Consider the following 21694-nt stretch of genomic DNA (forward strand, 5'->3'; position numbering starts at 1 on the left):
ATAGTTATGAATATGCTCCAAATTTGGTAGCATGGCTGAATAGTTATTGAAGTAGTCTCAAGGAAGAACATGCGTTATTTCCCAATGTTTTTGGATGTAGAAAATAAGCCAATCTTAGTGGTTGGTGGGGGTGAGGTTGCTTGCCGTAAAGTCGATAGCTTACTACGAGCGGGAGCGGATGTGACTTTGGTGTCTCCCAAGGTAGCGCCTTACTTAAAGCAGCTTGTGGACGAGAACAAGCTTCACTGGGTTCAAAACTTTTACTCGTCACAGATCATATCGAAAAATTACTTGCAGGTTTGGGCCACAACAGACAACCCAAGCTTGAATCACCAAGTGTATAATGATGCGAAAAAACTGGGCATTTTAGTCAATGTGGTTGACGATCTTCCTTACTGCGACTTCATCACACCTTCGATGATAAATCGCGGAAGAATCCAAATTGCCATCTCTAGTGGCGGTGCATCACCTGTTTTAGTAAGAAATATCAGAGAAAAACTCGAAACGGTATTGCCACAAAACATAGGTTTGATAGCAGACTTCGGTGCATCAAAACGCAATTCAATCAAAGAGTCATTCCCAACCGTCGACGAGCGTCGTAAATTTTGGGAGCGATTCTTGTCATCGAGCTTTATTGAGCAGGTGACTGACAGAGAGCAGTTAGAGGCTTACTACCAGCAAGCGCTAACCGAAGGCATTGATAGCGAAGGGCAGGTCACTTGGATTGAATTCGAGCAAGATATCGAGCTGCTGTCTATGAAGGCTTTACGTTTGATGCAGGAGGCAGAGCTCGTACTTTCACCGAGCGATTGTCCATTTGAATTTATCGACCTGTGCCGCCGAGATGCAGAAAGAGAGAGCTACGCCAACAGCGGAGAGCTATCAACCAAGCTTGAGCAAGCAAGAGCAGAGAAATTACGAGTGTGTGTGTTTATTCCACCAGCAAGCGTAGAGTTTAATCTGTTGGTCGGCAAAGACCTAAAATTGTCACCAGCCCAAGTACTCAGTTGAGGTAGTTGTTTCTAGTTGAAATAAGAGCTTTCTGGTTGTTTTAAATCGGCTAGAGGCTCGGAATAAAACTAAAACTGGACCCGATAAATAAAAAGCCACTTCCTATAAAGAAGTGGCTTTTTGCTATTTCATACACGACATTGTGCTGATGAATGAACAACCCAAATAGGCGGTCGCTCAAACTCAATAATTAGTCGCGGAAGTTGTCAAACTGGAAAGGTTGACCAAGTTCACCGCTGCGAACTAGAGCCATAACAGCTTGTAGGTCATCACGCTTCTTACCAGTAACACGAACTTTGTCGCCTTGGATAGAAGCTTGAACTTTAACTTTGTTGTCTTTGATTAGCTTAACGATCTTCTTAGCGACATCAGTTTCAATGCCTTGCTTAAAGATAACCGTTTGGTGCCAAGTGCGACCTGTTTGGTCTGCCGCTTTCGCTTCCATCGCGTTAGGATCAACATTACGCTTCGTTAGGTTGCTGCGAAGGATATCGCGCATTTGCTTCAGTTGAAAATCGTCTTGAGCAGTCAATTTTACTGATTCATCTTTGTAATCAAAGCTTGCGTCAACGCCGCGGAAATCGAAACGAGTCGATAGTTCACGGTTTGCGTTGTCTACTGCGTTACGCAGTTCTACTGCTTCTACTTCAGAGATAATGTCAAATGATGGCATTGTGTTGTTTCCTTAAGCTAAGTTTCTATCTTTAATTGCTGTTGCAAGCATGTCTAGCATTGTTGCAGTATCTTCCCAGCTTAGGCATGGGTCAGTAATCGACTTGCCATATTCTAGGTTGTTGATGTCTGTCATTGGCTGGTTGCCTTCAATAATGAAGCTCTCTGCCATAATGCCTGCAATTTGGTTCTTGTTAGATTTAATTTGCTCACAAATGTCTTGTGCAACTTCTAACTGCTTACGGTGTTGCTTCTGACAGTTAGCGTGGCTAAAGTCTACAACCAAACGTTGAGGTAGATCGAATTCAGCCAGTTGCTTACATGCAGTATCTACAGATTCAGCGTCGAAGTTAGGGCCTTTATCACCACCACGTAGAATAACGTGACCGTATGGGTTGCCAGAAGTACGGTAAACCGTCATGCGGCCGTTCTTATCTGGAGAGTAGAAGTAGTGTGAAGCATGTGCTGCACGAATTGCATCGATAGCAATCTTGATGTTGCCGTTGGTCGCGTTCTTGAAGCCAACAGGGCAAGACAGTGCAGAAGCCATTTCACGGTGAATCTGAGATTCAGTTGTACGAGCGCCAATCGCACCCCAAGTGATGAGGTCTGCAATGTACTGACCTGTGATCATATCAAGGAATTCAGTCGCGGTAGCGAGGCCAAGCTTGTTGATATCTAGCAGAAGCTTACGAGCTTTGCTCAAGCCTGTTTCAAGTGCGTATGAACCATCAAGGTTAGGATCTGTAATCAAACCCTTCCAACCTACAACAGTACGAGGCTTCTCGAAGTAGGTTCTCATTACAACGAACAGTTCATCTTTGTACTGGTCTTGAATTTTGCTTAGGCGCTCAGCGTAATCAAGTGCCGCATCTGTATCGTGAACAGAGCAAGGGCCTACGATAACTAATAGGCGGTTATCACGACCAGTTAGGATATCTTCGATTTGGCGGCGAGAATTTTTAATGCGCTCAGCAACGTCGTCAGTAATAGGGTGTGCATTGCCTAGTTCGGCAGGAGTTGGCATAGGACCCAGAGCTTGGGTTCTCAACTCATCAGTTTTTAATGGCATGTGATAGCTTTTTTATTCTATTGCGGAGTGGTTAAGATAACGGAATTGAACAGAGGAATAAACTCTATTGAGTCAAAGTTATCTCAGTTATTGCTAATATTCTTATTTTTATCAGCAGGCCAGCGTCAAATAAGGGATTTTCACTTGTATTAACAGGCAGCTATCGGTATTTTCGTTTGAACACAACATAAAAATGCTGGAGCAGCAATGACTCAAGAAAATCAAAGCACTTTGCACCCAGAACTCGTCTTAGGTGATGTGCTGCCTTCTTACAACGATAATAATAATTCTAACCACTTATACGTTTCATTATCAGAATTAGTGATGGATCGTGTCTTCTACCACCCAAGTATCGAGAGTCACTTAGATACTTTGACTGATATTGAAAAAACGTCTTTAGAAGCGATCCTTGGCGATAAAACAGTCGATGAGCATTTTGTTTCGACCTTAGTGATTGCCATTCAAGCTGCCGTTCAGCCAAATCACACTTCTGTTCGTATCGCATTAAGCAGTGCAGACAGCTATGGATTCCGTTCGCTGCTTGGCGGGAACTGTGAAGCAGAAGAGATTAACCCTGCACTAGGTGTTCGTGGCGTTGCTCGTTACGCGACACCAGAATACAGCAAGGCTTTCGCTTTAGAATGTCAGGTTATTAAGGCATTACGTGAGCAGGGCATCAACGTTGAAGTAGTTGTGCCTTACGTTCGTGCGTTAAGCGATGCCGCTAAGATTATTGACCTGCTTGCCGAGCAAGGGCTACCACGCGGCCTTAACGGTTTGAAAGTACTGTTCTCGTGCGATGTGCCGTCTGCAGTGCTACTGAGCGAACGTTTACTGCATTACTTCGATGGTGTAGTGGTAAACGTTGATAGCTTAGCGTCTTTCACTTTAGGCGTAGACAAACACAATGAAGCTCAGCAGCACGCTTTTGATCCACAAAACGAAGCGGTTATTACCTTGTTGGATATGATTGTTAAAGCAACCCTGAACGCGAAGAAGCCAGTGCTGCTAGTAACTCAAGGCTTAGTGGATTACCCACGTCTACAAGGTTACATAGCTGATCTTGAATGCGTAGAAACGGTCGTGACTGCGTAAATCGATTAGCTTGCCTGATAAGCCGACTTAAGGCGCTAATGCTTTGAGAATGAAAGAGATATCATTGTGCGATGATATCTCTTTTTTGTAACATTTTTTTTGACATCTCTATCGCTAATCGATTAACTGGTCTGATGACTGATTTGACTAGGTAATCCGAATGTTGACCCCTCTACAAAAAGCAAATTTCTACTTAAGCATGTTTGGCTTTTTCAAAGTCCCACTTATCTGGTTGTGCCGACCAAAACTACTCGCGTTGGACAACCAACATGTTGAAGTGAAAATCCCGCTTAGAAGGCGTACTAAGAATCACCTTAACAGTATGTACTTTGGCGTTTTGGCTGTAGGTGCGGATGTCGCGGGTGGGTTTCTTGCGATGAGCAAATCTCAGCAGCAAGGTGAAAAGATCTCGTTGGCTTTTAAAGAGGTGACGGGTAACTTTTTGAAGCGCCCTGAAGGTGATGTGCATTTCACTTGTAACGACGGTCAGCTGATCAACACTATGCTGGCAGAAACCATGTCGACCGGAGAACGGGTCAATCAACCCGTAACCATTATCGCGACTTGCCCATCTTTACATGGTGACGAGCCGATGGCGGAGTTCACGCTTACGCTTTCAATTAAGAAAGTCCCTTCAAGAAAATAGCGATTAAATAATAGATTTTGGTTTAGAAGTCATGGGTAACGTTGAAGAGATAAAACAACGGTATGTGAATGGTTTCCACATACCGTTATAGAGAACTTTATAACGGCTCTATGACTCTTGAGTGATCTGCTCAATATCAACTATTTTTGAACGGTTCATAACGATCTTCCAACGGTAGTAGGTTGGTTCGTTATCATGGTTGTTCTCTTTAATGATCAGGTTGAGAAGATGACGCTTTTCTACTGATTCGCGGCTCACTTGTCCTTCATTCAAGCGGTAGATCTTGTTTGAGCCTTTATCCATCAACCGTGTCAGCGCTCTTAGGCTGATCGATAACGTTTCACGAGTCTCCTCATAACCACTCATAAAGGTCGATGTCGACATCTCAGTATGAGAGCGGTAATGCAAGATTTGCTCTTCACGTTGTACCACACGCTTTTTACGGATCGACTGAATGCGATCTGCAAGCTTAGAAAAATTTGCGTAGTCCAACCATTCCAGTTTATGGCCTACTGACTTGTTGGTCGTTGGATCATAGTAACGACGCTTCCATTTTGGCTTGCCTTTACGCAGCCAGCGCCAAAGGATGTCTCTCAAGTCATCTTTAAAGATCTCACGCAGTGCGTAAATGAAAGACATTGCCACGATGAAAGAGGCGGTAATCTCACCAAGAAAGTCACGAGCCAAGATCACAGTAGTGGTCACGACAACCATCACCAAACCGGTCGCGATGCCTTTCACGGCACGCTTAACATTCTTACCCATCGACGTTGTCTTTTCTTTAAGCACGATAGGGTGTTCAATCAAACGACGCAGCAAACGCATCTTGTTACTCAAGCGGGTAACGTCCTCTCGAACTCTTGCTGAGTTGTAGCGGTTCAGTTTACGGTGCGCGGTCTCTTTATCACAAAGCGTTAAGAGTCGTTCTTTAATCGTTGAATACTCACTACCTCGTGGCATGTGTGAAACTAGCGATAGGAACTTTTGCTCGGTATACCAAGATAGGTAGTTATCGATATTAGCGTAGTAGCGCTTGAGATTTTCTTCGTAAGGGATGCTTCGGCGTAGCTTCTTCAAGATATCTAAAGCCAATTCAATGACTTCATCTACTTCATCAGCCGTTACGTCGTCACTATCAGTTTTATTTAAGCTGCTGACTGCTTTATCTAACGCGATAACATATTGGTAGGCAAACAGACTCAAACTGACACGATACTGTGTTGTAGATAAGCGTCCACGTTTTGCCAAGCGACTGTGTACCAAAGGTAAAAGTGTTTTGTCACTATAGTAGGCACGTTTTTGAGTGATTGAGCTGTAGAAAAAGGCACTTTCAGAAAGCACTTCAGGAGTCAGTCCAAGTTCACCGGGAATGAATAGATAAACGTCCATGTCGAGCTTTTTGGTCTTCGCCATTGCATGGTTAATTTTGAGTGTTATCGCATCTTGTTTATCAACGGTGATCAACGATGTCTCCTAGAATGTAAAAATATGAATGAAACTAGCGAAAGCATATCAGAGATCACGTATAATCACCGCCAAATTTAAAGTAGAGAAAATCTTGATGATTAATATTGGTCAAATAAACAACTTAGAAGTAGTAAAACAAGCAGACTTCGGTGTATTCCTTGACGCGAGCGACTATGGAACCGTGTTGCTGCCGAAACGATTTACTCCTGAAGGTGTTGAAATTGGTCAAAAGCTAGATGTTTTCTTATACATAGATTCTGACAACCAGATCGCTGCAACGACTGAAAAACCAATAGCTCAAGTAGGCCAGTTTGGTTTGATGACGGTTGAAGGTGTTAACAGCACTGGTGCATTCATGAGCTGGGGCGTGAAAGGTAAAGACCTTCTTGTTCCTTTCAGCGAGCAGCGTGGCCGTTTAAACGAAGGTCAGTCAATCTTAGTATATGTGTATATCGATAAAGCATCGAGCCGTATCGTTGGTACAACGAAGTTCAACAAATGGTTAGACAACACGCCTGCGACTTATAAGCAAAATGAGCAAGTCGATCTCATTATCGCTGAGCGCAGCCAGTTAGGTTACAAAGCGATCGTGAACGGTGAACACTGGGGTATGATTTTCCCATCTGACATCATCGGTAAGCTGTTCATTGGTAAAACACTAAAAGGCTACATTAAAAACGTTCGTGAAGAAGACGGTAAGATTGATTTGTCTCTTCAGAAGGTTGGTGTGGCTAAGATGGATGACCTAAGCACTAAGGTTCTTGACCTGCTTGAGAAGAAAGGCGGTTACCTGCCTTTGAATGATAAGTCTTCTCCTGAAGTTATTTTCTCTGCATTCAGAACCAGCAAAGGTACGTTCAAGAAGACAATTGGTGGTCTATACAAATCTGGCAAGATCACTATCGACAAAGAAGGTATCAGCTTAGTTAAGTAAGCGGTCCTTTCGGTCAAAAAAAAGCCCAAACCTTCCTGTTTGGGCTTAGGGGAAAGGGCTCCGAAGAGCCTACGCTAATCGTTTTAATCTTTTGACTGTTAGATTGAAGTCTAGTTTAGATTCTCTAAAGTGCGATTTTTCTTTTTGGAAATAGTGACTTGAATTGATATTTATATAATTAGCTGTTGATTTACAAGCGCTCGCACACTGACTTATATGGCCGATAGAATAGAAAAAGCCCAAACAATTAACGTTGTTTGGGCTTTTTGTTTATTAAGGTGTACTCAGTGCGAACGCTTTTAGAAAAGGTTCTTATCGCGCACGAGTTCGCGTGGTAAACCGTTCTTCACTCGGTTGCCAACCCACTTACCAAGGCCGATGATTGCACCATTGTACTTCACTAGTACTTCACCTTTTCCTGACAAGTTTTCAGGGCGAACATCGCGGCCCATGAACCATTCACGAGCATCTTCAATACTAAGCTCTACAACATTAGCTTCATTACCTGTTGCGAGCGTTGTCGCTACTTGGTGCTGCCAGCGGTAACCTTTTTTATGGGTTTCAGCGATCTTGATTCCCATGCGAGAAAAACGGAACTCACCGATCATCGGCTCTAGCGCTTCTGGGAATAGCCAAACGTCTTTGTCGCGAATCCAAACCTGAGTATCGCTTGGCAATTCGATATCGAGAGTACTCATTAGTTGTTCAGCGACTTCTTGCTGAGTTTTCTTTGATGCTTTTTCAAATGGGAATTTACCCATACGTTTTTTAACTTCTGGTGGAGTAACAGACGCTAGTTTACGGATACGTGCAACAAAGAAACCTTCAGAGTCATAGACCTGTGGGAAGATGTGAAGAAAGCCTTCTTCTGTCGTGGTTGCTTTTGCGTTGTCGAATAGTGATTCCAGAGATTCGAATTCAACCGCATCACCAAAGGTTTCTTTTAGGTGATGACACACTTGTTGGTTCTCTTCGGTGCTAAGCGTACACGTTGAGTAAACCAAAACACCATTAGGTTTAAGAGCATGGAATGCACTTTCAATCAGATCTTTTTGCGTGTCGGCAATGTCGACCACTGATTGATACGTCCAGTTCTTCATCGCATCGGCATCTTTACGAATGGTGCCTTCGCCAGAGCAGGGTGCGTCTAGCAACACAGCATCAAACTGTTCTGGTAACCAACCACCAAAAACTCGACCGTCAAAGTTACTTAGAGCGGCATTACGAACGCCACAACGTTCGATGTTGGCGTGAAGGACTTTCACACGGCTTGCTGCATACTCATTGGCAACCAATACACCGCGATTATTCATTAGCGCAGCGATTTGCGTTGTTTTAGAGCCTGGTGCAGCCGCAGTGTCTAGCACCGCTTGGTAATCAGCTTCGCCTTGGAAAAGTGCCGAGGGTGGCATCATCGAGCTGGCTTCTTGGATGTAGAAAAGACCAGACATGTGTTCTGCCGTATTACCTAGTGGCGCTTCACTTTCGTCCGCTGTAATCCAAAAGCCCGTTTCACACCAAGGTACAGGTTCCAGTTCCCAGCCTTTCTCTTTTGCTCGTACTAGGAAGTCTTCAACACTGATTTTCAATGTGTTGATTCGAATACTTTTACGAAGTGGTTTTTGGCATGACGCAACAAAAGAAGCCATATCTAGATGACTAGGCATGATTGCTTCGATGTGCGTTAGGAATTCTTCAGGAATATATACGTTAGCGTGCAAAAGAGTATCTCGATTTATTGCATTAATGCGGGGAGTTTAAAGCAAAATGAGGCCGTCCTAAACCATATTTGCAGCAAACAACAAAAATGCAGCCTAATGGCTGCATTTTGATGAAGAATTAATCTTCCAGAAACGTCAGAGAGTTCACTCTATGGACGAGGAATTGCGGTTCTCCATGATTTCCACTCATCTTCGGCTTGAGGATAGAGGTAGAAAGACTGATCTTCGCTTGCTACTGGTTGAAGTTCATTTGTCGGTGGCGTTGAGAATGTAATACCACCTCTTAACAAGCTGTCTACCGTTCCGGCTTTGATGTTTGCGCCTGACAGGCCGATAGAGACATCGACGCCCGACACGTTCCAGAACACGGTGTTTGCGCGGATTAGATACGCGTAGTCAGGTTCTATTTGAATCGTAGATATGATGCGATCAGCAAACTCGCCCAGCTGAACATCTATAACACTGCCAATTTCTAGTTCACGGAATAGGATAGGTGTACCTTCAGATACTGAGCCGCGCGTTTCGCTTTGCAGTTGGAATATCTTGCCTTCAGGCTGCACAGGTCCTTTGCTAAGCTCAAATTTCGTGTTTCTTTCACCTTTGCCCGGGTCTACGTTGATGTGTTTAGAGAGCAGCGCAGAGACGTTTTTGATGCCATTAAGGCCAATCTCAGGTTCTGCCAACCAGAAGTGACTGTTCGTCACGGCAATCTTGTCGACGTACTCAGGTAAAATACGCGCAGTAATTTCAATGCCGCCCTTGTTGAAGTTCGGAATCACCAAAGTAACCTCACCAACAGTGACACCTTGATATTTGATCGCCATGCCCTTGTTGACTTCTTGATCGCCAGAAGAGGTGATAGTAATCGCGCGGCCAAATTTTCGAGCAGATTTTGAATCTTTGTAAAGCTTCCACACGTCACCAAGTTTGTTGTCGATTCCCGGCAGAGAGTCAAAAGCAATACCGCCTTGGATAAGGGTTTTAACTGGTGCCGCTTTAATGCTGATACCCGATAGCGACGCATCAACCTCAACGCCTGATCGGTTCCAGAAAACAGTGTGCTTGTTGAGTAAGTGCGTGTAACGATTTTCGATTGTGACTTTGATTCTTACGCCACCGTCGGCAAGCTGAAAATCAGAAATACTACCCACTTGTAGGTTGCGGTAGAGGAGTGGACTGCCTTTAGAAATTGAAGGTAACTCACTGGCAAACAAAGAAAGTGTCTTTGAACCAGACTGATTAAACTTAGCAATTTCTGCTAACGACTTACTTTGGAAAAGTTGGTAGTCCGTTCGAGCTTCAGATTTACCTTCACTCACAAAGCTAATCGAGCCGGTAAGAAGCTGTTTTGCTGGTGGGACCGTAACACTCAAGCCTGATTCGGTTAGCTCTGCCGTCGCACTGCCTGTCACAAAGAAACGGTTGTGGCTTTTGATAAGGTGCGCGTACTCATTATCGATAAGTGCATCCATGAAGACTTCGTGTTTATCAGAGCCCGTACCAACACCATCAACTAATCCCACATGGATGATAGAGCCAACGGCAATGCCTTTGTAGAGAAGTTGTGTACCGACATCTAACCCGAACGAATTGTTCGACGTTAAGCGAATCGCAACGGATTTCTCTTGTTCCTGACTGAATTCATTTTTGCGGATTGCAGTAAATCGACGCGCCTTTTCACCTTCACCCGGTACCAAGGTTAAAAAGTTACCTGTCACTAAATTGGCAATGTTTTTCATGCCAGTAAGCGACAGTTCAGCCTCTTCTAGAACGAATTTACTGCCGCTGTTTAAAAAGTCACTGAATGCCGGTTGGATAGCGGCAGATGCAACGACGTTTTCACGCCCTTCACTTAGCGATAAATCAGTGATTTGACCGATTTCAATGCCGCGATACATGATCGGAGCACCCGTTGCACTGATTTTATTATCATCGGGAACGGCAATCTTGATAGAGATACCTCGACCCGCTGTTTTCAGATCTGGGTAGAGTTTGAACTTAGTATTCATCTCAACCGGTTGGCCTTCTCCTGGAGAGTCGACCGCAATTGAACCGCCAAGCAATGCACTTAGGCTCTCTAAGCGAACATCAACACCAGAAAAGCCAATACTGGCACCTAAGCCACTGACATTCCAAAAACGGCTTTGGTCGGTAATGATATGGCTGTATTCATCTTTAATCGACGCTTGAATCGTAACGGATTTCGCGTTGTCGTTTAACTGGTAGTTGTAAACCTCACCAATTGGGATTTTACGGTAAACGATTTGAGAGCCAACAGACACACCACCTAGATCTTTGGTCGTCAATGAGATGTTTAGACCTTCAGAAGCCAGCAAATCAGAAGGGGACGACTCTAAAGCCTGAAAAACGGTTTCTGGCTCTTCTTTAGTTTCGCTAGGGTGTATAGCGATATAGTTACCTGAAACAAGTGCATCTAACCCAGAGATACCAGACAAACTGGCCGTTGGCTTTACGAGCCAAAAACGTGTGCCTTTTGATAGTAGTTTCTTCGCTTCTGGGTAGATGTCAGCATCGACATAGATGCTCGATAGATCTTTGGATAAGGTGATGTCGCGCACCATACCCACCTCTAAGCCTTGGTAACGAATCGTTGTTCGACCTGCGACTAAACCTGCGGCATCTGAGAAGTATATTTGCACACGTTGCCCAGCATCGTGTATCGATTTCATGACCAACCAACCGGCTAAGGCGACGGTTAATATCGGCAGAATCCACAAAGGGGAGATGCCTTTGTTTTTCCTTACTTCTGGTGAATATGACGTTTGTGATTGGTTATCGTTGTTCATTCACTGACTCATCTTTAGAGGTGTAGTTATCCCAAATTAGCCTAGGATCTAAGCTTTCCGCTGCTAGCATCGTGAGAACAACTACGACGCCAAAAGCGACTGCACCATAACCTGGTGTAAAGTTTAAAATTTGCCCGCGGTCGACCAAGGTCATCATGATCGAAATAACGAACAGATCCATTACCGACCATTTTCCCACCCATTTTACGATGAAATAGATGGTCATACGTTGCCTGTGGTAAATCGTACGCTTCATCTTGATACAGATTAAGATGTACGCGAGGCCCAGTATTTTCGCGACGGGAACGACGATACTGGCAATGAAAATGATCGCTGCAATGCCATACATATCGCTATTTATTAGCGACGCGACACCGGAAATTATTGTGTCTTCTAGCCTTTGTCCGTTGGTGATAAGGATAGAAATCGGAATGACGTTGGCTGGGACAATAGCCACTGATGCGGCAAACAACAGTGCCCATGTCTTCTGTATAGAGTAGGGCTTGCGGTGGTATAAGTCATGGTGACAACGCACGCAAGTATGCCCATCCGGTTGAGATAGGTGGCAGTTGTGACAGTGTACGTTCTTACTTTCAGTAAATGAGTAGTCAGATTCTTTTGTCCAAGCTTCCCAGTAGCGACGCACGCTGATGCGGCTTACCAACAATACACTGAAAAGCTGCAGAAGAATGAGGCCAACCAATCCAGGGCCGACAAAAATATCTGAGTAATCTTGCAGTTTGAAACATGAGACCGCCAAACTTACCAGAAACACATCCAACATCATCCAATGTTTTAATGTCTGGATGATGGCTAACGCATACCTAAATGGTGTAAAAAATTTGAATCGCAATGATAAATGGGTAATGAGTACCGATGTACACACGAGCAACGGAGCGATCGAACTGCAGAACAGGATCAGTAAGCCAAGCAGAGGGAAGCCTTCGCCCATTAAGGTAAAAACACCCGATGGTAACGTCGCGGGTATCATGACGCCAATCAGGCGAATACTGATGAATTCAAAAAAGTGCGATGGGATAAACAGCAATAAGCAGGTAATTGCGATTGCTAGGTTTCCAGAGAGGCTAGGGGTACCGCCTCTATAAAGCTGAGTACCACACCTTGGACAGTAAGCTGATTTCCCTAAAGGGATGTCCATTTTATCTACGGGAAGTTCGCAGCCCTGGCAAAGACGCACTGAGCTGCTGTCGCATTGGTGTTTTGTTGATAAAGGGTTGGTTACGGATGGGGAGGTCACGCGACCTCCCAAGTTGAAACGTAAGTTAGGTTAGCAACCCGACTTAAAGACTCAGAGCCACAAACATCAGGCGTGCGATTGCACACTGCCGTAGAGTGTTTGATAGAGTCCTTGTTGTTCAACCAATTCACCATGTGTTCCCGTCTGTGTGACTTGTCCATCTTCTAAAACATAGATTAGATCGGCTTGTTTCACCGCTGATAATCGATGAGCCACTATCAAAGTTGTGCGATCTTTCAAAAACTCGCTCAACGCTTTATGCAGTGCTGACTCTGTTGCTGTATCGAGTGCAGATGTCGCTTCATCAAGAATAACAAACTTAGGATTGCTCAGCACCATACGAGCTATTGCTAAGCGTTGTCGTTGACCACCAGACAGTCGAACGCCATTCCTACCAATTTGTGTATCTAAGCCATTGCTCAGTTGCTTGATGACATCTTGCATTTGAGCGACTTCAAGCGCACGCCACAACGACATTTCGTCGTATTCAGCACCAAGGGTCAGATTATGCCTTAATGTATCGTTAAAGAGTATAGGTTGTTGTAAAACAACGGCAATTTGATTGCGTATTACATCAAAGCTGATGTCATCGGTTGTTTCACCGTTATAGCGAATGCAACCTGAGTCTGCTTGGTAAACCCCAATCAGCAACTGGATTAACGTAGATTTACCCCCTCCACTCGCACCGACCAAAGCGACTTTTTTACCTGCAGGGATGTGCAGCGATAGCCTATTTAAAACAGTGTTTTCTAATGTGTAAGAGAATGTAACGTCTTCGATGTCAACTGTCACTTCTTGATCTTCAGTAAATGGGTTCACTTTACTGATAGGGCGCTTCTCTTCTTCTAACTGAAGAAGATCGTTGATGCGTTGTAGTGCCGCTTTCGCGCTATACCAAGAGAATTGAATCCCTAGTAGCTCTTGGACCGGGCCTAACATGAACCACAAGTAGCCAAATACCGCGAAAATCTGACCAATGGTTAAGTCACTGAATAACACCATTAGCATCGCGACGGCACGGAAAAGCTCGAAACCTAGTAAGAACAGCAGAAACGAAACGCGGCCAGCAGCTTCAGATTGCCAAGCGTATTTGTCGGCATCGATTCTTACTTGGTTTGCTTGAATCTTAAGCTCATCGAGAAAAATGCGTTCTTTATTCGCTGCACGCAGTTGGTAAATACCATCTAAGGTTTCCACCAAGCGATTCTGAAAACGTTCGAAAGATTGGTTCTCGTACTTTTTAAGGTGCTTAACCTTGCTGCCTAGTTTACGAGAGAAATAAATAACAACAGGATTGACCAGTAGAATGAACAATCCTAAACGCCACTCTAACCACAACAGCACGATCGCTGTCCCGAACACGGTCAGGAAGCTGATGATAAATTTAGAAAGAGTCGAGCCAATGAACTTATCTATTGTCTCTATGTCTGTTATTAGGTGAGCATTAATACCGCCACTGCCTTTGGTTTCGTATTGTCTAATGCTAATGCGACCAAGCTTATCTATCATCTTGCTGCGCATTTGATAGGTAATTGTTTTGGACACAAGCGTAAACTGACGCCCTTGCAGAATGTTCAACGCTTGGCTAACGGAGCGCATGATAATCACTAACAACAAAGTTAGTGCTATATAGCCAGTCGGTGTTTGTAATGAAGATGGAAGTAGGTGGTTCATCATCTCTAAGCCTGAAGCGGGCTTATCGAGTAATACTTCATCAACCATTAATGGCATGAGCAACGGGATAGGGACACTAATGAGAGTTGCAAATATGGCAATAATGTTAGCAAACAGTAATTTGGACTTGTGTTTTTTTACTTGAGTTATTAACCAAGAACGGCTAATAGTGTCTTCTGAATTGTTCATTGTAATGAGAATAAGTCCTATTTAGTTTGATGGCCGCATTCTACTGCGTTCTCTTGATAATGGAAGTCTCAATTTAATTGGAAGTTAATATGAAAATAGAACATTACCAACGCTTAACCAAACAAGCCGTTGCATTAATTGAATCAGAAACCGATCTAACTGCTAATCTTGCTAATATCAGTTCATTATTATTCATGGAATTGGATGACTTGAATTGGGCGGGTTTCTATTTAATGAAGCAGGATTTAGCTAAGGAAAAAGACGAACTTGTACTGGGCCCTTTCCAAGGTCAACCTGCTTGTGTGCGAATTCCGGTCGGGCGTGGTGTGTGTGGAACTGCGGTTGCGTCGAATACAGTTCAGCGCATTCATGATGTTCATGAGTTCGAAGGTCACATCGCTTGTGACGCTGCAAGTAACTCAGAAATCGTTATTCCGTTCTCGATTGGCGGAAAAATAGCGGGTGTTCTTGATATTGATAGCCCAAATGTTGGTCGTTTTTCTCAAATTGACGAGGACGGATTGACATTTTTCATGGCAGAAGTGGAAAAGCTGCTTAATTCGCACGCGAACAAGGCATAAATTATTCTCTTACTGTGGTTTTTCCCAAGCATCTCTCTATAATACGTAAAAATATTTTCTTAATGCTCGCGGAAAACCGCAAAAACCAGGAACCCACATGGAAAACACTGAAAAGTTAAAAAACAGCAAAGAAGTTATCGCATATATTGCTGAATGTTTCCCTAAATGCTTTACTCTAGAAGGTGAAGCGAAGCCACTTAAAATTGGTATTTTTCAAGATCTTGCTGAACGTCTAAATGAAGACGAAAAAGTAAGTAAGACTCAGCTTCGTGCAGCGTTAAGACAGTACACATCATCATGGCGTTACCTGCACGGCGTAAAAGCTGGCGCAGAACGTGTTGACCTAGACGGCAACGCGTGTGGCACACTAGAAGAAGAGCACGTTGAACACGCTAAAGCTACACTTGCTGAAAGCAAAGCGAAAGTTCAGGCTCGTCGTAAAGAACAAGCACAAAAAGCTCGTGAAGAAGGCAAAGCGAAACCTAAGGCGAAGAAAGCTCAACAGCCTCGTCGTCAAGCGCCTAAAGCACCAAAAGTAGAAAAGCCTGTAGAAACACGCGCTTTGAACGCTGACGAATTCATCGCTGGCAAAGAAGTAAATGTGAACATGGGTAAAGGAAACATGGCTGCGACCATTGTTGAAATCAATAAGGAAGATGTGCGTGTTCAGTTAGCAAACGGCCTACAAATGGTTGTTAAAGCGGAGCACTTGCGCGCTTAAAGGAGATACTCCTACGCATGAAATGCCGTTCAAAATTGACACTGATTGCTGCTAGCTTTTGGCTAGCAGCTTCAGCTCAGGCTCTTGAAGCCAAATTAGATCAGGACGATTTACCTCTACTCGCTCCTGAGGTCCAACACGAAACTGCTAGTAAACGTGTTACTTCTCGATTTACTCGTTCTCACTATAAACACTTCAATCTCAACGATGATTTCTCTCAAGCTATCTTTAATCGTTACTTAGAGATGCTGGATTATAATCGTAATATCTTCACTCAAGCTGATATTGACTCTTTCTCTGCGTCATCTACACAAATTGATGATCAGCTGAAATCGGGCAATAACCAGATTGCATTCGATGTTTATAATCTGTCTATGCAGAAGCGTTTTGAACGTTTTCAATATGCATTGTCTTTGCTAGATACAGAGATTAAGTTTGATACCGATGAAAGTATTGAGCTCAATCGTAGTGAAGCTGAGTGGCCAAAAGATATCGCTGAAGTGAATGAGCTTTGGAGAAAACGCGTTAAATATGATGCGTTGAATCTAAAACTTACTGGTAAAGAGTGGCCAGAGATTCAAGAAGTTTTGGAAAAGCGTTACAACAATGCGATGAAGCGTATTACGCAATCGCATAATGAAGATGCTTTCCAGATCTACATGAACGCATTTGCGCGTGAAGTTGATCCTCACACAAGTTACCTTTCTCCAAGAAATGCAGAACAATTCCAATCTGAGATGAACCTATCTCTAGAAGGTATTGGTGCTGTACTTCAAATGACCGACGACTACACTGTTATTCGTTCTTTAGTTGCTGGTGGCCCTGCGTCAAACAGCAAACAATTGAGTGATGGCGACCGTATTGTCGGCGTTGGTCAAGATGGCGAAGAGATTGTTGATGTTATCGGCTGGCGTTTAGACGATGTAGTACAACTTATTAAAGGCCCGAAAGGGACTAAAGTTAAGCTACAGATCTTGCCAGATGGTAAAGATGCAAAAAGTCACGTTGTCACAATTGTTCGCGATAAGATTCGTTTAGAAGACCGCGCTGTTAAATCAGAAGTGATCGAGAAAGACGGCAAGAAGATTGGTGTACTAGAAGTACCAAGTTTCTACGTTGGCCTTTCTAAAGATACCGATAAACTGATCACCGAGCTTAAAGAGCAAGGTGTTGAAGGTATTATTGTTGACCTTCGAAACAACGGTGGTGGTGCACTGACTGAAGCAACTGAACTCTCTGGTTTGTTTATCAAAGAGGGACCTGTTGTTCAGGTTCGTGATAGCTACGGTCGTGTCAAAGTGAACAGCGATACTGATGGTCAAATTAGTTACCAAGGCCCGTTAACGGTATTGGTGAATCGCTATAGTGCTTCAGCATCTGAAATCTTTGCAGCAGCGATGCAAGATTACGGTCGTGCAATTATCTTGGGTGAAAACTCTTTCGGTAAAGGTACGGTGCAACAGCATCGCTCTTTGAATCATATTTATGATTTGTTCGATAAAGAGTTGGGCTACGTTCAATACACAATCCAGAAATTCTACCGAATCAATGGTGGTAGTACGCAGAACAAGGGCGTAGTGCCTGATATTGCTTACCCAACACCAATTGATCCTGCAGATACCGGTGAAAGTGTTGAGGATAATGCTCTTCCTTGGGACAGCATCGACAAAGCGAAGTACTCAGTGTTACAGCGTAACGATGAGCAAATCGCAGCGTTGACGGCTAAGCACCAAGCTCGTATCGCAACAGACATGGAGTTTGGCTTTATCGCGCAAGATATTGAAAAGTATAAGGCAGATAAAGACGACAACGACCTTTCCCTCAATGAAAAGGTTCGTAAACAAGAGAGTGATGACGCGGATGCGCTTCGTCTAGAGCGTATTAACCAACGTCAAAAAGCCGCTAAGTTAGAGGCATTTAAAACGTTGGATGATATTCCCAAAGACTACGAAGCCCCGGATGCTTATCTTGATGAATCAGTTGCTATCATGCTGGATATGATCAAGAAATAAACAAAACACCTGTTAAAGGTGATTGTTTAAAGACTTACTATTTGAAAAGCGGGCTTAGGCTCGCTTTTTTTGTACCTGCGTTCTTGCCTAGAATGATGTCACGCTAACGGCATGCTTCCTCGCTTTTTAACTTGTTCCAGAACCACTGTTATTTGATTTTCGACTGTGAAGTGCACCGTAAAAATAACTAAACTTAAGTACTATTTTTCGAGTGATAATGACATTTAAGTTACTTCGCACTTAAAATTTAGTGACTTAGATCATATTTTTTCGCTTTCTATTCATTACGTGCCTAAGCTTAAAGAAAACGAGGGGACGCTTATGAAATGGATTCTACTATTTTTATCTTGTTTAAGTTTTGTGGCTTTTGGGAGTGAGGTCGCTTCGAGTAGCCAACAATCAAAAAGTGATAGTAATCTATCCCATTTTGACCTTCCTTTGCTGCTTGGCGATTGGTATTTGATGAACCCTGATCCTGAGCAAGGCACTGAAAACTTTAGAGCGATCAAGCTCACTCTTGATTCAAACTACTCATTCACTATCGATATCCAAAAGAAAGACTACAGTGTCGATCATTGGGAAGGTTTGTATAACGCCAATGAAGACACGATTATTTTGGGTTTGAATACCTCAGAACCTCAGGTTTACGCGTACAGCAGTAATCACAACATGCTGAATCTTAACGGTGTTATGTTCACTAAGGCCTTGCCAAATGCATTGGCGGGAATCTGGTCAAGTGCCCAACTGTCTGGAAGCGATCTACGTGCGAGTAACATTCAAAAAATGGATTTAGTCCTTCAGCCGGACTTTATATTCATGTTCCGAGTATCAGATGAAGAAGGTGGTGAAGTCATTCGTCGCGGGGTGTATTACACAGAAGGCGATCAACTAGTGTTACTTTATGAGAACGGTGAACACGGCACTCGATATACACTGAACAGCGATGTGTTAACGCTGCAAGGTGAAGAGGGAGATATGTTTGCGGTACTCAATCGCATTCGATAATCGTGAGTTTTAGCAGTAACGGCGTACTCGTTGATAATATTGTGCACAGTTCATTTCTTAGGCGTTCCTGTCTGATTTGATTGATAAAATAGCAAAACATGGAGGCATTTTCTTACAATGCCTCCTTTTTTTAATATTCCCCTTGTTTTATTGGCGCTCAACCTTTAGATATATACAGTTAAAAAATAATTACGTATAACGATCAAAAGGAACCCGTCATGGCACATACACCTCAAGCCAAGTATCGTAAAGATTATCAATCACCATCTCACACGATTTCTGAAATCGATCTTACTTTCGATTTGTACGACTCAGCATCCATTGTTACGGCTGTTTCTAGTGTTAAGCAGGAGAAAGACAGCACGACATTAGTACTTGATGGTGAAGGCTTGAAGTTGGTTTCTGTTTTGGTTGAAGGCAACGAATGGACTCAGTACGAGCAGTCTGAAACTCAACTTACGCTGAATGACCTTCCAAAAGAATTTACTCTAACCATCGTTACCGAAGTTAACCCTGAAGGGAACAGTGCACTTGAAGGCTTGTACAAGTCGGGTGGCGCGTTCTGTACTCAATGTGAAGCTGAAGGTTTCCGCCGTATCACTTACTACATGGATCGCCCAGATGTGTTGGCGAAATTCACTACAACGGTAATTGCAGACCAAGCAGAGAACCCATTCTTATTAAGTAATGGTAACCGTGTAGATGAAGGTGAAGCTGAAAACGGTCGTCATTGGGTGAAGTGGCAAGACCCACATCCAAAACCAGCGTACTTGTTTGCTTTAGTAGCGGGTGACTTTGATGTACTTCGTGACGCATACACTACACAATCGGGTCGTAAAGTTGACCTAGAAATCTTTGTTGATAAAGGCAATCTAGACCGTGCGAGCCACGCGATGGTTTCTTTGATCAACTCAATGAAGTGGGACGAAGAACGTTTCAACTTAGAGTACGACTTAGACATCTACATGATCGTAGCCGTTGATTTCTTCAACATGGGTGCGATGGAAAACAAAGGCTTGAACGTATTCAATTCGAAGTTCGTTCTAGCAAACGACCAAACTGCAACGGATACAGATTACCTAGGTATTGAAGCAGTAATCGGCCATGAATATTTCCATAACTGGACCGGTAACCGAGTGACTTGTCGCGATTGGTTCCAGCTGAGCTTGAAAGAAGGCTTAACCGTATTCCGCGATCAAGAGTTCTCATCTGATCTTGGCTCTCGCGCAGTAAACCGAATCAACAATGTTCGTATTATTCGTGGGCCACAATTCGCTGAAGACGCAAGTCCGATGTCTCACCCAATTCGTCCAGAAAAAGTGATAGAAATGAATAACTTCTATACTTTGACCGTGTACGAAAAGGGCAGTGAAGTGATCCGTATGATCCACACATTGTTGGGCGAAGATGGTTTCCAAAAAGGCATGAAGCTGTACTTCGAACGTCACGATGGTACGGCTGCAACATGTGAAGACTTCGTCGCGGCAATGGAAGATGCGTCGGGCGTTGACTTATCTCAGTTCCGCTTATGGTACAGCCAGTCTGGTACGCCGACGCTGTCTGTTGAAAGTAAGTACGACGTAGAGAAGAAACAGTACACGTTAACAACTCGCCAAGTAACAGCGCCAACTCATGAGCAAACGGAAAAGCAGGCTCTGCATATTCCTCTTGATATCGAGCTGTACACAGCTGCGGGTGAAGTTTTTGAGTTACAATGTAACGGCAAGCCAGTTCATAATGTATTAGATGTGAAAGAAGCAGAGCAAACGTTCGTGTTTGAAAACGTTTCTGAGCAACCGATCCCATCATTACTTCGTGAATTTTCTGCGCCAGTGAAATTGGAATATGACTACTCAGATGAAGAACTGATCTTCTTGATGGTGAATGCTCGCAATGAATTCTCTCGTTGGGATGCGGGTCAAATGCTATTGGCGAAGTACATTCGCAGCAACGTTGAGAAGGTTCAACAGGGTCAAGCGTTTGAGCTTTCTGATTCTGTTGTTGATGCATTCCGTGGCGTACTGTTGAGTGATTCACTAGAGCCTGCGTTTATTGCAGAAATGCTTTCTCTACCAAGCCACAATGAAGTATCGGGTTGGTACGAGCGTGTCGACATCGATGCGGTTGCGTCAGTACTTCATTCAATGAAAGTAACGTTAGCAAAAGAGCTTGAAGATGAACTTGCTGCGGTTTACCACAGCAATGCATTAGCAGAATACACGATTGACCATGATTCAATTGGTAAGCGTACGTTGCGTAAAGTTTGTTTAAGTTACTTAGCGCATACTGAAAAGGGTAATGACTTGGTTGTTGCTATGTACCAACAAGCAAACAACATGACAGATACAATGGCAGCAATGGGTGCGGCAAACAGTGCACAACTACCATGTCGTGAAACCTTGATGGCGGATTACAGTGACAAGTGGAAACACGATGGTCTTGTTATGGATAAGTGGTTTGCATTGCAAGGTACAAACCCAAGTTCAAACGCACTTGAAGTGATCAAAGCGTCGATGTCGCACCAGGCGTTCAGTTTGAAGAACCCGAACCGTACCCGTAACTTGGTCGGTTCATTCTTAAACATGAACCCGGTTCAATTTCACGACAAGTCTGGTCAAGGCTATGCATTTGCTGGCGAGATCTTACGAGAACTGAACAGCAGCAACCCGCAAGTGGCTTCACGTCTGATTGACCCGCTACTTAAGTTCCGTAAGTACGATGATGAACGTCAAGCTCTTATCAAAAAAGAACTAGAGACGTTAAAGAACATGGACAACCTAGCAAAAGACTTGTTTGAGAAAGTGACGAAAGCACTAGAGGCTTAAGTCA

At 43.7% G+C, this 21694-nt stretch carries 16 protein-coding genes; 9 read left to right on the top strand and 7 right to left on the bottom strand.

The features are described 5' to 3' along the window. Window positions 1-69 precede the first annotated feature (69 nt). Complete coding sequence (locus tag AB4507_RS04755; RefSeq protein WP_102398647.1) at window positions 70-1011, top strand: bifunctional precorrin-2 dehydrogenase/sirohydrochlorin ferrochelatase; 942 nt, start codon at window positions 70-72, stop codon at window positions 1009-1011. Between the two features lie 190 nt (window positions 1012-1201). Here AB4507_RS04755 and AB4507_RS04760 read toward each other — a convergent pair whose 3' ends face one another. Together AB4507_RS04760 and AB4507_RS04765 are read right to left on the bottom strand one after the other, a co-directional pair. Further along, window positions 1202-1684, bottom strand: coding sequence for a YajQ family cyclic di-GMP-binding protein (locus tag AB4507_RS04760; RefSeq protein WP_017059699.1), 483 nt, complete (start codon window positions 1682-1684; stop codon window positions 1202-1204). Between the two features lie 12 nt (window positions 1685-1696). Next, the gene (locus AB4507_RS04765) at window positions 1697-2755 is read right to left on the bottom strand and encodes a 3-deoxy-7-phosphoheptulonate synthase (RefSeq protein WP_102394015.1); all 1059 of its coding nucleotides are present in this window, start codon (window positions 2753-2755) and stop codon (window positions 1697-1699) included. A gap of 207 nt (window positions 2756-2962) precedes the next feature. Between AB4507_RS04765 and AB4507_RS04770 the strand changes: the two genes are divergently transcribed. Both AB4507_RS04770 and AB4507_RS04775 read left to right on the top strand, forming a co-directional pair. Then, the gene (locus AB4507_RS04770; protein WP_017066315.1) at window positions 2963-3850 is read left to right on the top strand and encodes a putative PEP-binding protein; all 888 of its coding nucleotides are present in this window, start codon (window positions 2963-2965) and stop codon (window positions 3848-3850) included. Between the two features lie 160 nt (window positions 3851-4010). Next, the gene (locus AB4507_RS04775) at window positions 4011-4496 is read left to right on the top strand and encodes a PaaI family thioesterase (protein ID WP_102394016.1); all 486 of its coding nucleotides are present in this window, start codon (window positions 4011-4013) and stop codon (window positions 4494-4496) included. Between the two features lie 108 nt (window positions 4497-4604). Here AB4507_RS04775 and AB4507_RS04780 read toward each other — a convergent pair whose 3' ends face one another. After that, window positions 4605-5960, bottom strand: coding sequence for a hypothetical protein (locus AB4507_RS04780; protein ID WP_017063834.1), 1356 nt, complete (start codon window positions 5958-5960; stop codon window positions 4605-4607). Between the two features lie 28 nt (window positions 5961-5988). Here AB4507_RS04780 and AB4507_RS04785 point away from each other — a divergent pair, with 28 nt between their 5' ends. Then, window positions 5989-6897 carry a S1 RNA-binding domain-containing protein gene (locus AB4507_RS04785; RefSeq protein WP_170962340.1) on the top strand — a complete coding sequence of 303 codons (909 nt, stop codon included), beginning with the start codon at window positions 5989-5991 and terminating at the stop codon, window positions 6895-6897. Between the two features lie 299 nt (window positions 6898-7196). Here the strand turns inward: AB4507_RS04785 and rsmF are convergent, their stop codons facing one another. From rsmF to AB4507_RS04805, 4 genes are all read right to left on the bottom strand, one after another. Continuing rightward, window positions 7197-8618 (bottom strand): 16S rRNA (cytosine(1407)-C(5))-methyltransferase RsmF, encoded by a 1422-nt coding sequence (gene rsmF / locus AB4507_RS04790; RefSeq protein WP_017063836.1) that lies wholly within the window; start codon window positions 8616-8618, stop codon window positions 7197-7199. 149 nt (window positions 8619-8767) lie between these two features. Further along, complete coding sequence (locus AB4507_RS04795) at window positions 8768-11425, bottom strand: MlaD family protein (RefSeq protein ID WP_017063837.1); 2658 nt, start codon at window positions 11423-11425, stop codon at window positions 8768-8770. Next, window positions 11412-12695, bottom strand: coding sequence for a paraquat-inducible protein A (locus AB4507_RS04800; protein WP_065585048.1), 1284 nt, complete (start codon window positions 12693-12695; stop codon window positions 11412-11414). Before AB4507_RS04800 ends, AB4507_RS04795 begins: the two co-directional genes overlap by 14 nt. Before the next feature lie 54 nt (window positions 12696-12749). Further along, window positions 12750-14546 carry an ABC transporter ATP-binding protein gene (locus AB4507_RS04805; protein ID WP_372182312.1) on the bottom strand — a complete coding sequence of 599 codons (1797 nt, stop codon included), beginning with the start codon at window positions 14544-14546 and terminating at the stop codon, window positions 12750-12752. Window positions 14547-14635: 89 nt separating this feature from the next. Between AB4507_RS04805 and AB4507_RS04810 the strand changes: the two genes are divergently transcribed. The 5 genes from AB4507_RS04810 to pepN all read left to right on the top strand — a co-directional run bounded on the left by AB4507_RS04810 (window position 14636) and on the right by pepN (window position 21690). Further along, the gene (locus AB4507_RS04810; protein ID WP_372182314.1) at window positions 14636-15127 is read left to right on the top strand and encodes a GAF domain-containing protein; all 492 of its coding nucleotides are present in this window, start codon (window positions 14636-14638) and stop codon (window positions 15125-15127) included. 97 nt (window positions 15128-15224) lie between these two features. Continuing rightward, entirely contained in the window at window positions 15225-15848 is a 624-nt protein-coding gene (proQ, locus tag AB4507_RS04815; RefSeq protein WP_017057223.1) for an RNA chaperone ProQ, read from the top strand. Between the two features lie 17 nt (window positions 15849-15865). Beyond that, the gene (prc, locus tag AB4507_RS04820) at window positions 15866-17860 is read left to right on the top strand and encodes a carboxy terminal-processing peptidase (RefSeq protein WP_372182315.1); all 1995 of its coding nucleotides are present in this window, start codon (window positions 15866-15868) and stop codon (window positions 17858-17860) included. Between the two features lie 321 nt (window positions 17861-18181). After that, a complete protein-coding gene (locus AB4507_RS04825; RefSeq protein ID WP_017059686.1) occupies window positions 18182-18865 on the top strand; it encodes a hypothetical protein in 684 nt (227 codons plus the stop codon). Between the two features lie 218 nt (window positions 18866-19083). After that, window positions 19084-21690: an aminopeptidase N gene (gene pepN / locus AB4507_RS04830; protein WP_372182316.1), complete on the top strand. Its 2607-nt coding sequence runs from the start codon at window positions 19084-19086 to the stop codon at window positions 21688-21690. Window positions 21691-21694 lie beyond the last annotated feature (4 nt).

Origin of the sequence: Vibrio sp. 10N.222.54.A3 (assembly GCF_041474095.1) — a bacterium.
GTDB lineage: Bacteria > Pseudomonadota > Gammaproteobacteria > Enterobacterales > Vibrionaceae > Vibrio > Vibrio crassostreae_C.

Bases quoted from the DNA above. Each gene is read 5' to 3' on its own strand.
- AB4507_RS04755 (WP_102398647.1), top strand. From the start codon at position 70: ATGCGTTATTTCCCAATGTTTTTGGATGTAGAAAATAAGCCAATCTTA.
- AB4507_RS04760 (WP_017059699.1), bottom strand. From the start codon at position 1,684: ATGCCATCATTTGACATTATCTCTGAAGTAGAAGCAGTAGAACTGCGT.
- AB4507_RS04765 (WP_102394015.1), bottom strand. From the start codon at position 2,755: ATGCCATTAAAAACTGATGAGTTGAGAACCCAAGCTCTGGGTCCTATG.
- AB4507_RS04770 (WP_017066315.1), top strand. From the start codon at position 2,963: ATGACTCAAGAAAATCAAAGCACTTTGCACCCAGAACTCGTCTTAGGT.
- AB4507_RS04775 (WP_102394016.1), top strand. From the start codon at position 4,011: ATGTTGACCCCTCTACAAAAAGCAAATTTCTACTTAAGCATGTTTGGC.
- AB4507_RS04785 (WP_170962340.1), top strand. From the start codon at position 5,989: ATGAAACTAGCGAAAGCATATCAGAGATCACGTATAATCACCGCCAAA.
- AB4507_RS04795 (WP_017063837.1), bottom strand. From the start codon at position 11,425: ATGAACAACGATAACCAATCACAAACGTCATATTCACCAGAAGTAAGG.
- AB4507_RS04805 (WP_372182312.1), bottom strand. From the start codon at position 14,546: ATGAACAATTCAGAAGACACTATTAGCCGTTCTTGGTTAATAACTCAA.
- AB4507_RS04810 (WP_372182314.1), top strand. From the start codon at position 14,636: ATGAAAATAGAACATTACCAACGCTTAACCAAACAAGCCGTTGCATTA.
- proQ (WP_017057223.1), top strand. From the start codon at position 15,225: ATGGAAAACACTGAAAAGTTAAAAAACAGCAAAGAAGTTATCGCATAT.
- prc (WP_372182315.1), top strand. From the start codon at position 15,866: ATGAAATGCCGTTCAAAATTGACACTGATTGCTGCTAGCTTTTGGCTA.
- AB4507_RS04825 (WP_017059686.1), top strand. From the start codon at position 18,182: ATGAAATGGATTCTACTATTTTTATCTTGTTTAAGTTTTGTGGCTTTT.
- pepN (WP_372182316.1), top strand. From the start codon at position 19,084: ATGGCACATACACCTCAAGCCAAGTATCGTAAAGATTATCAATCACCA.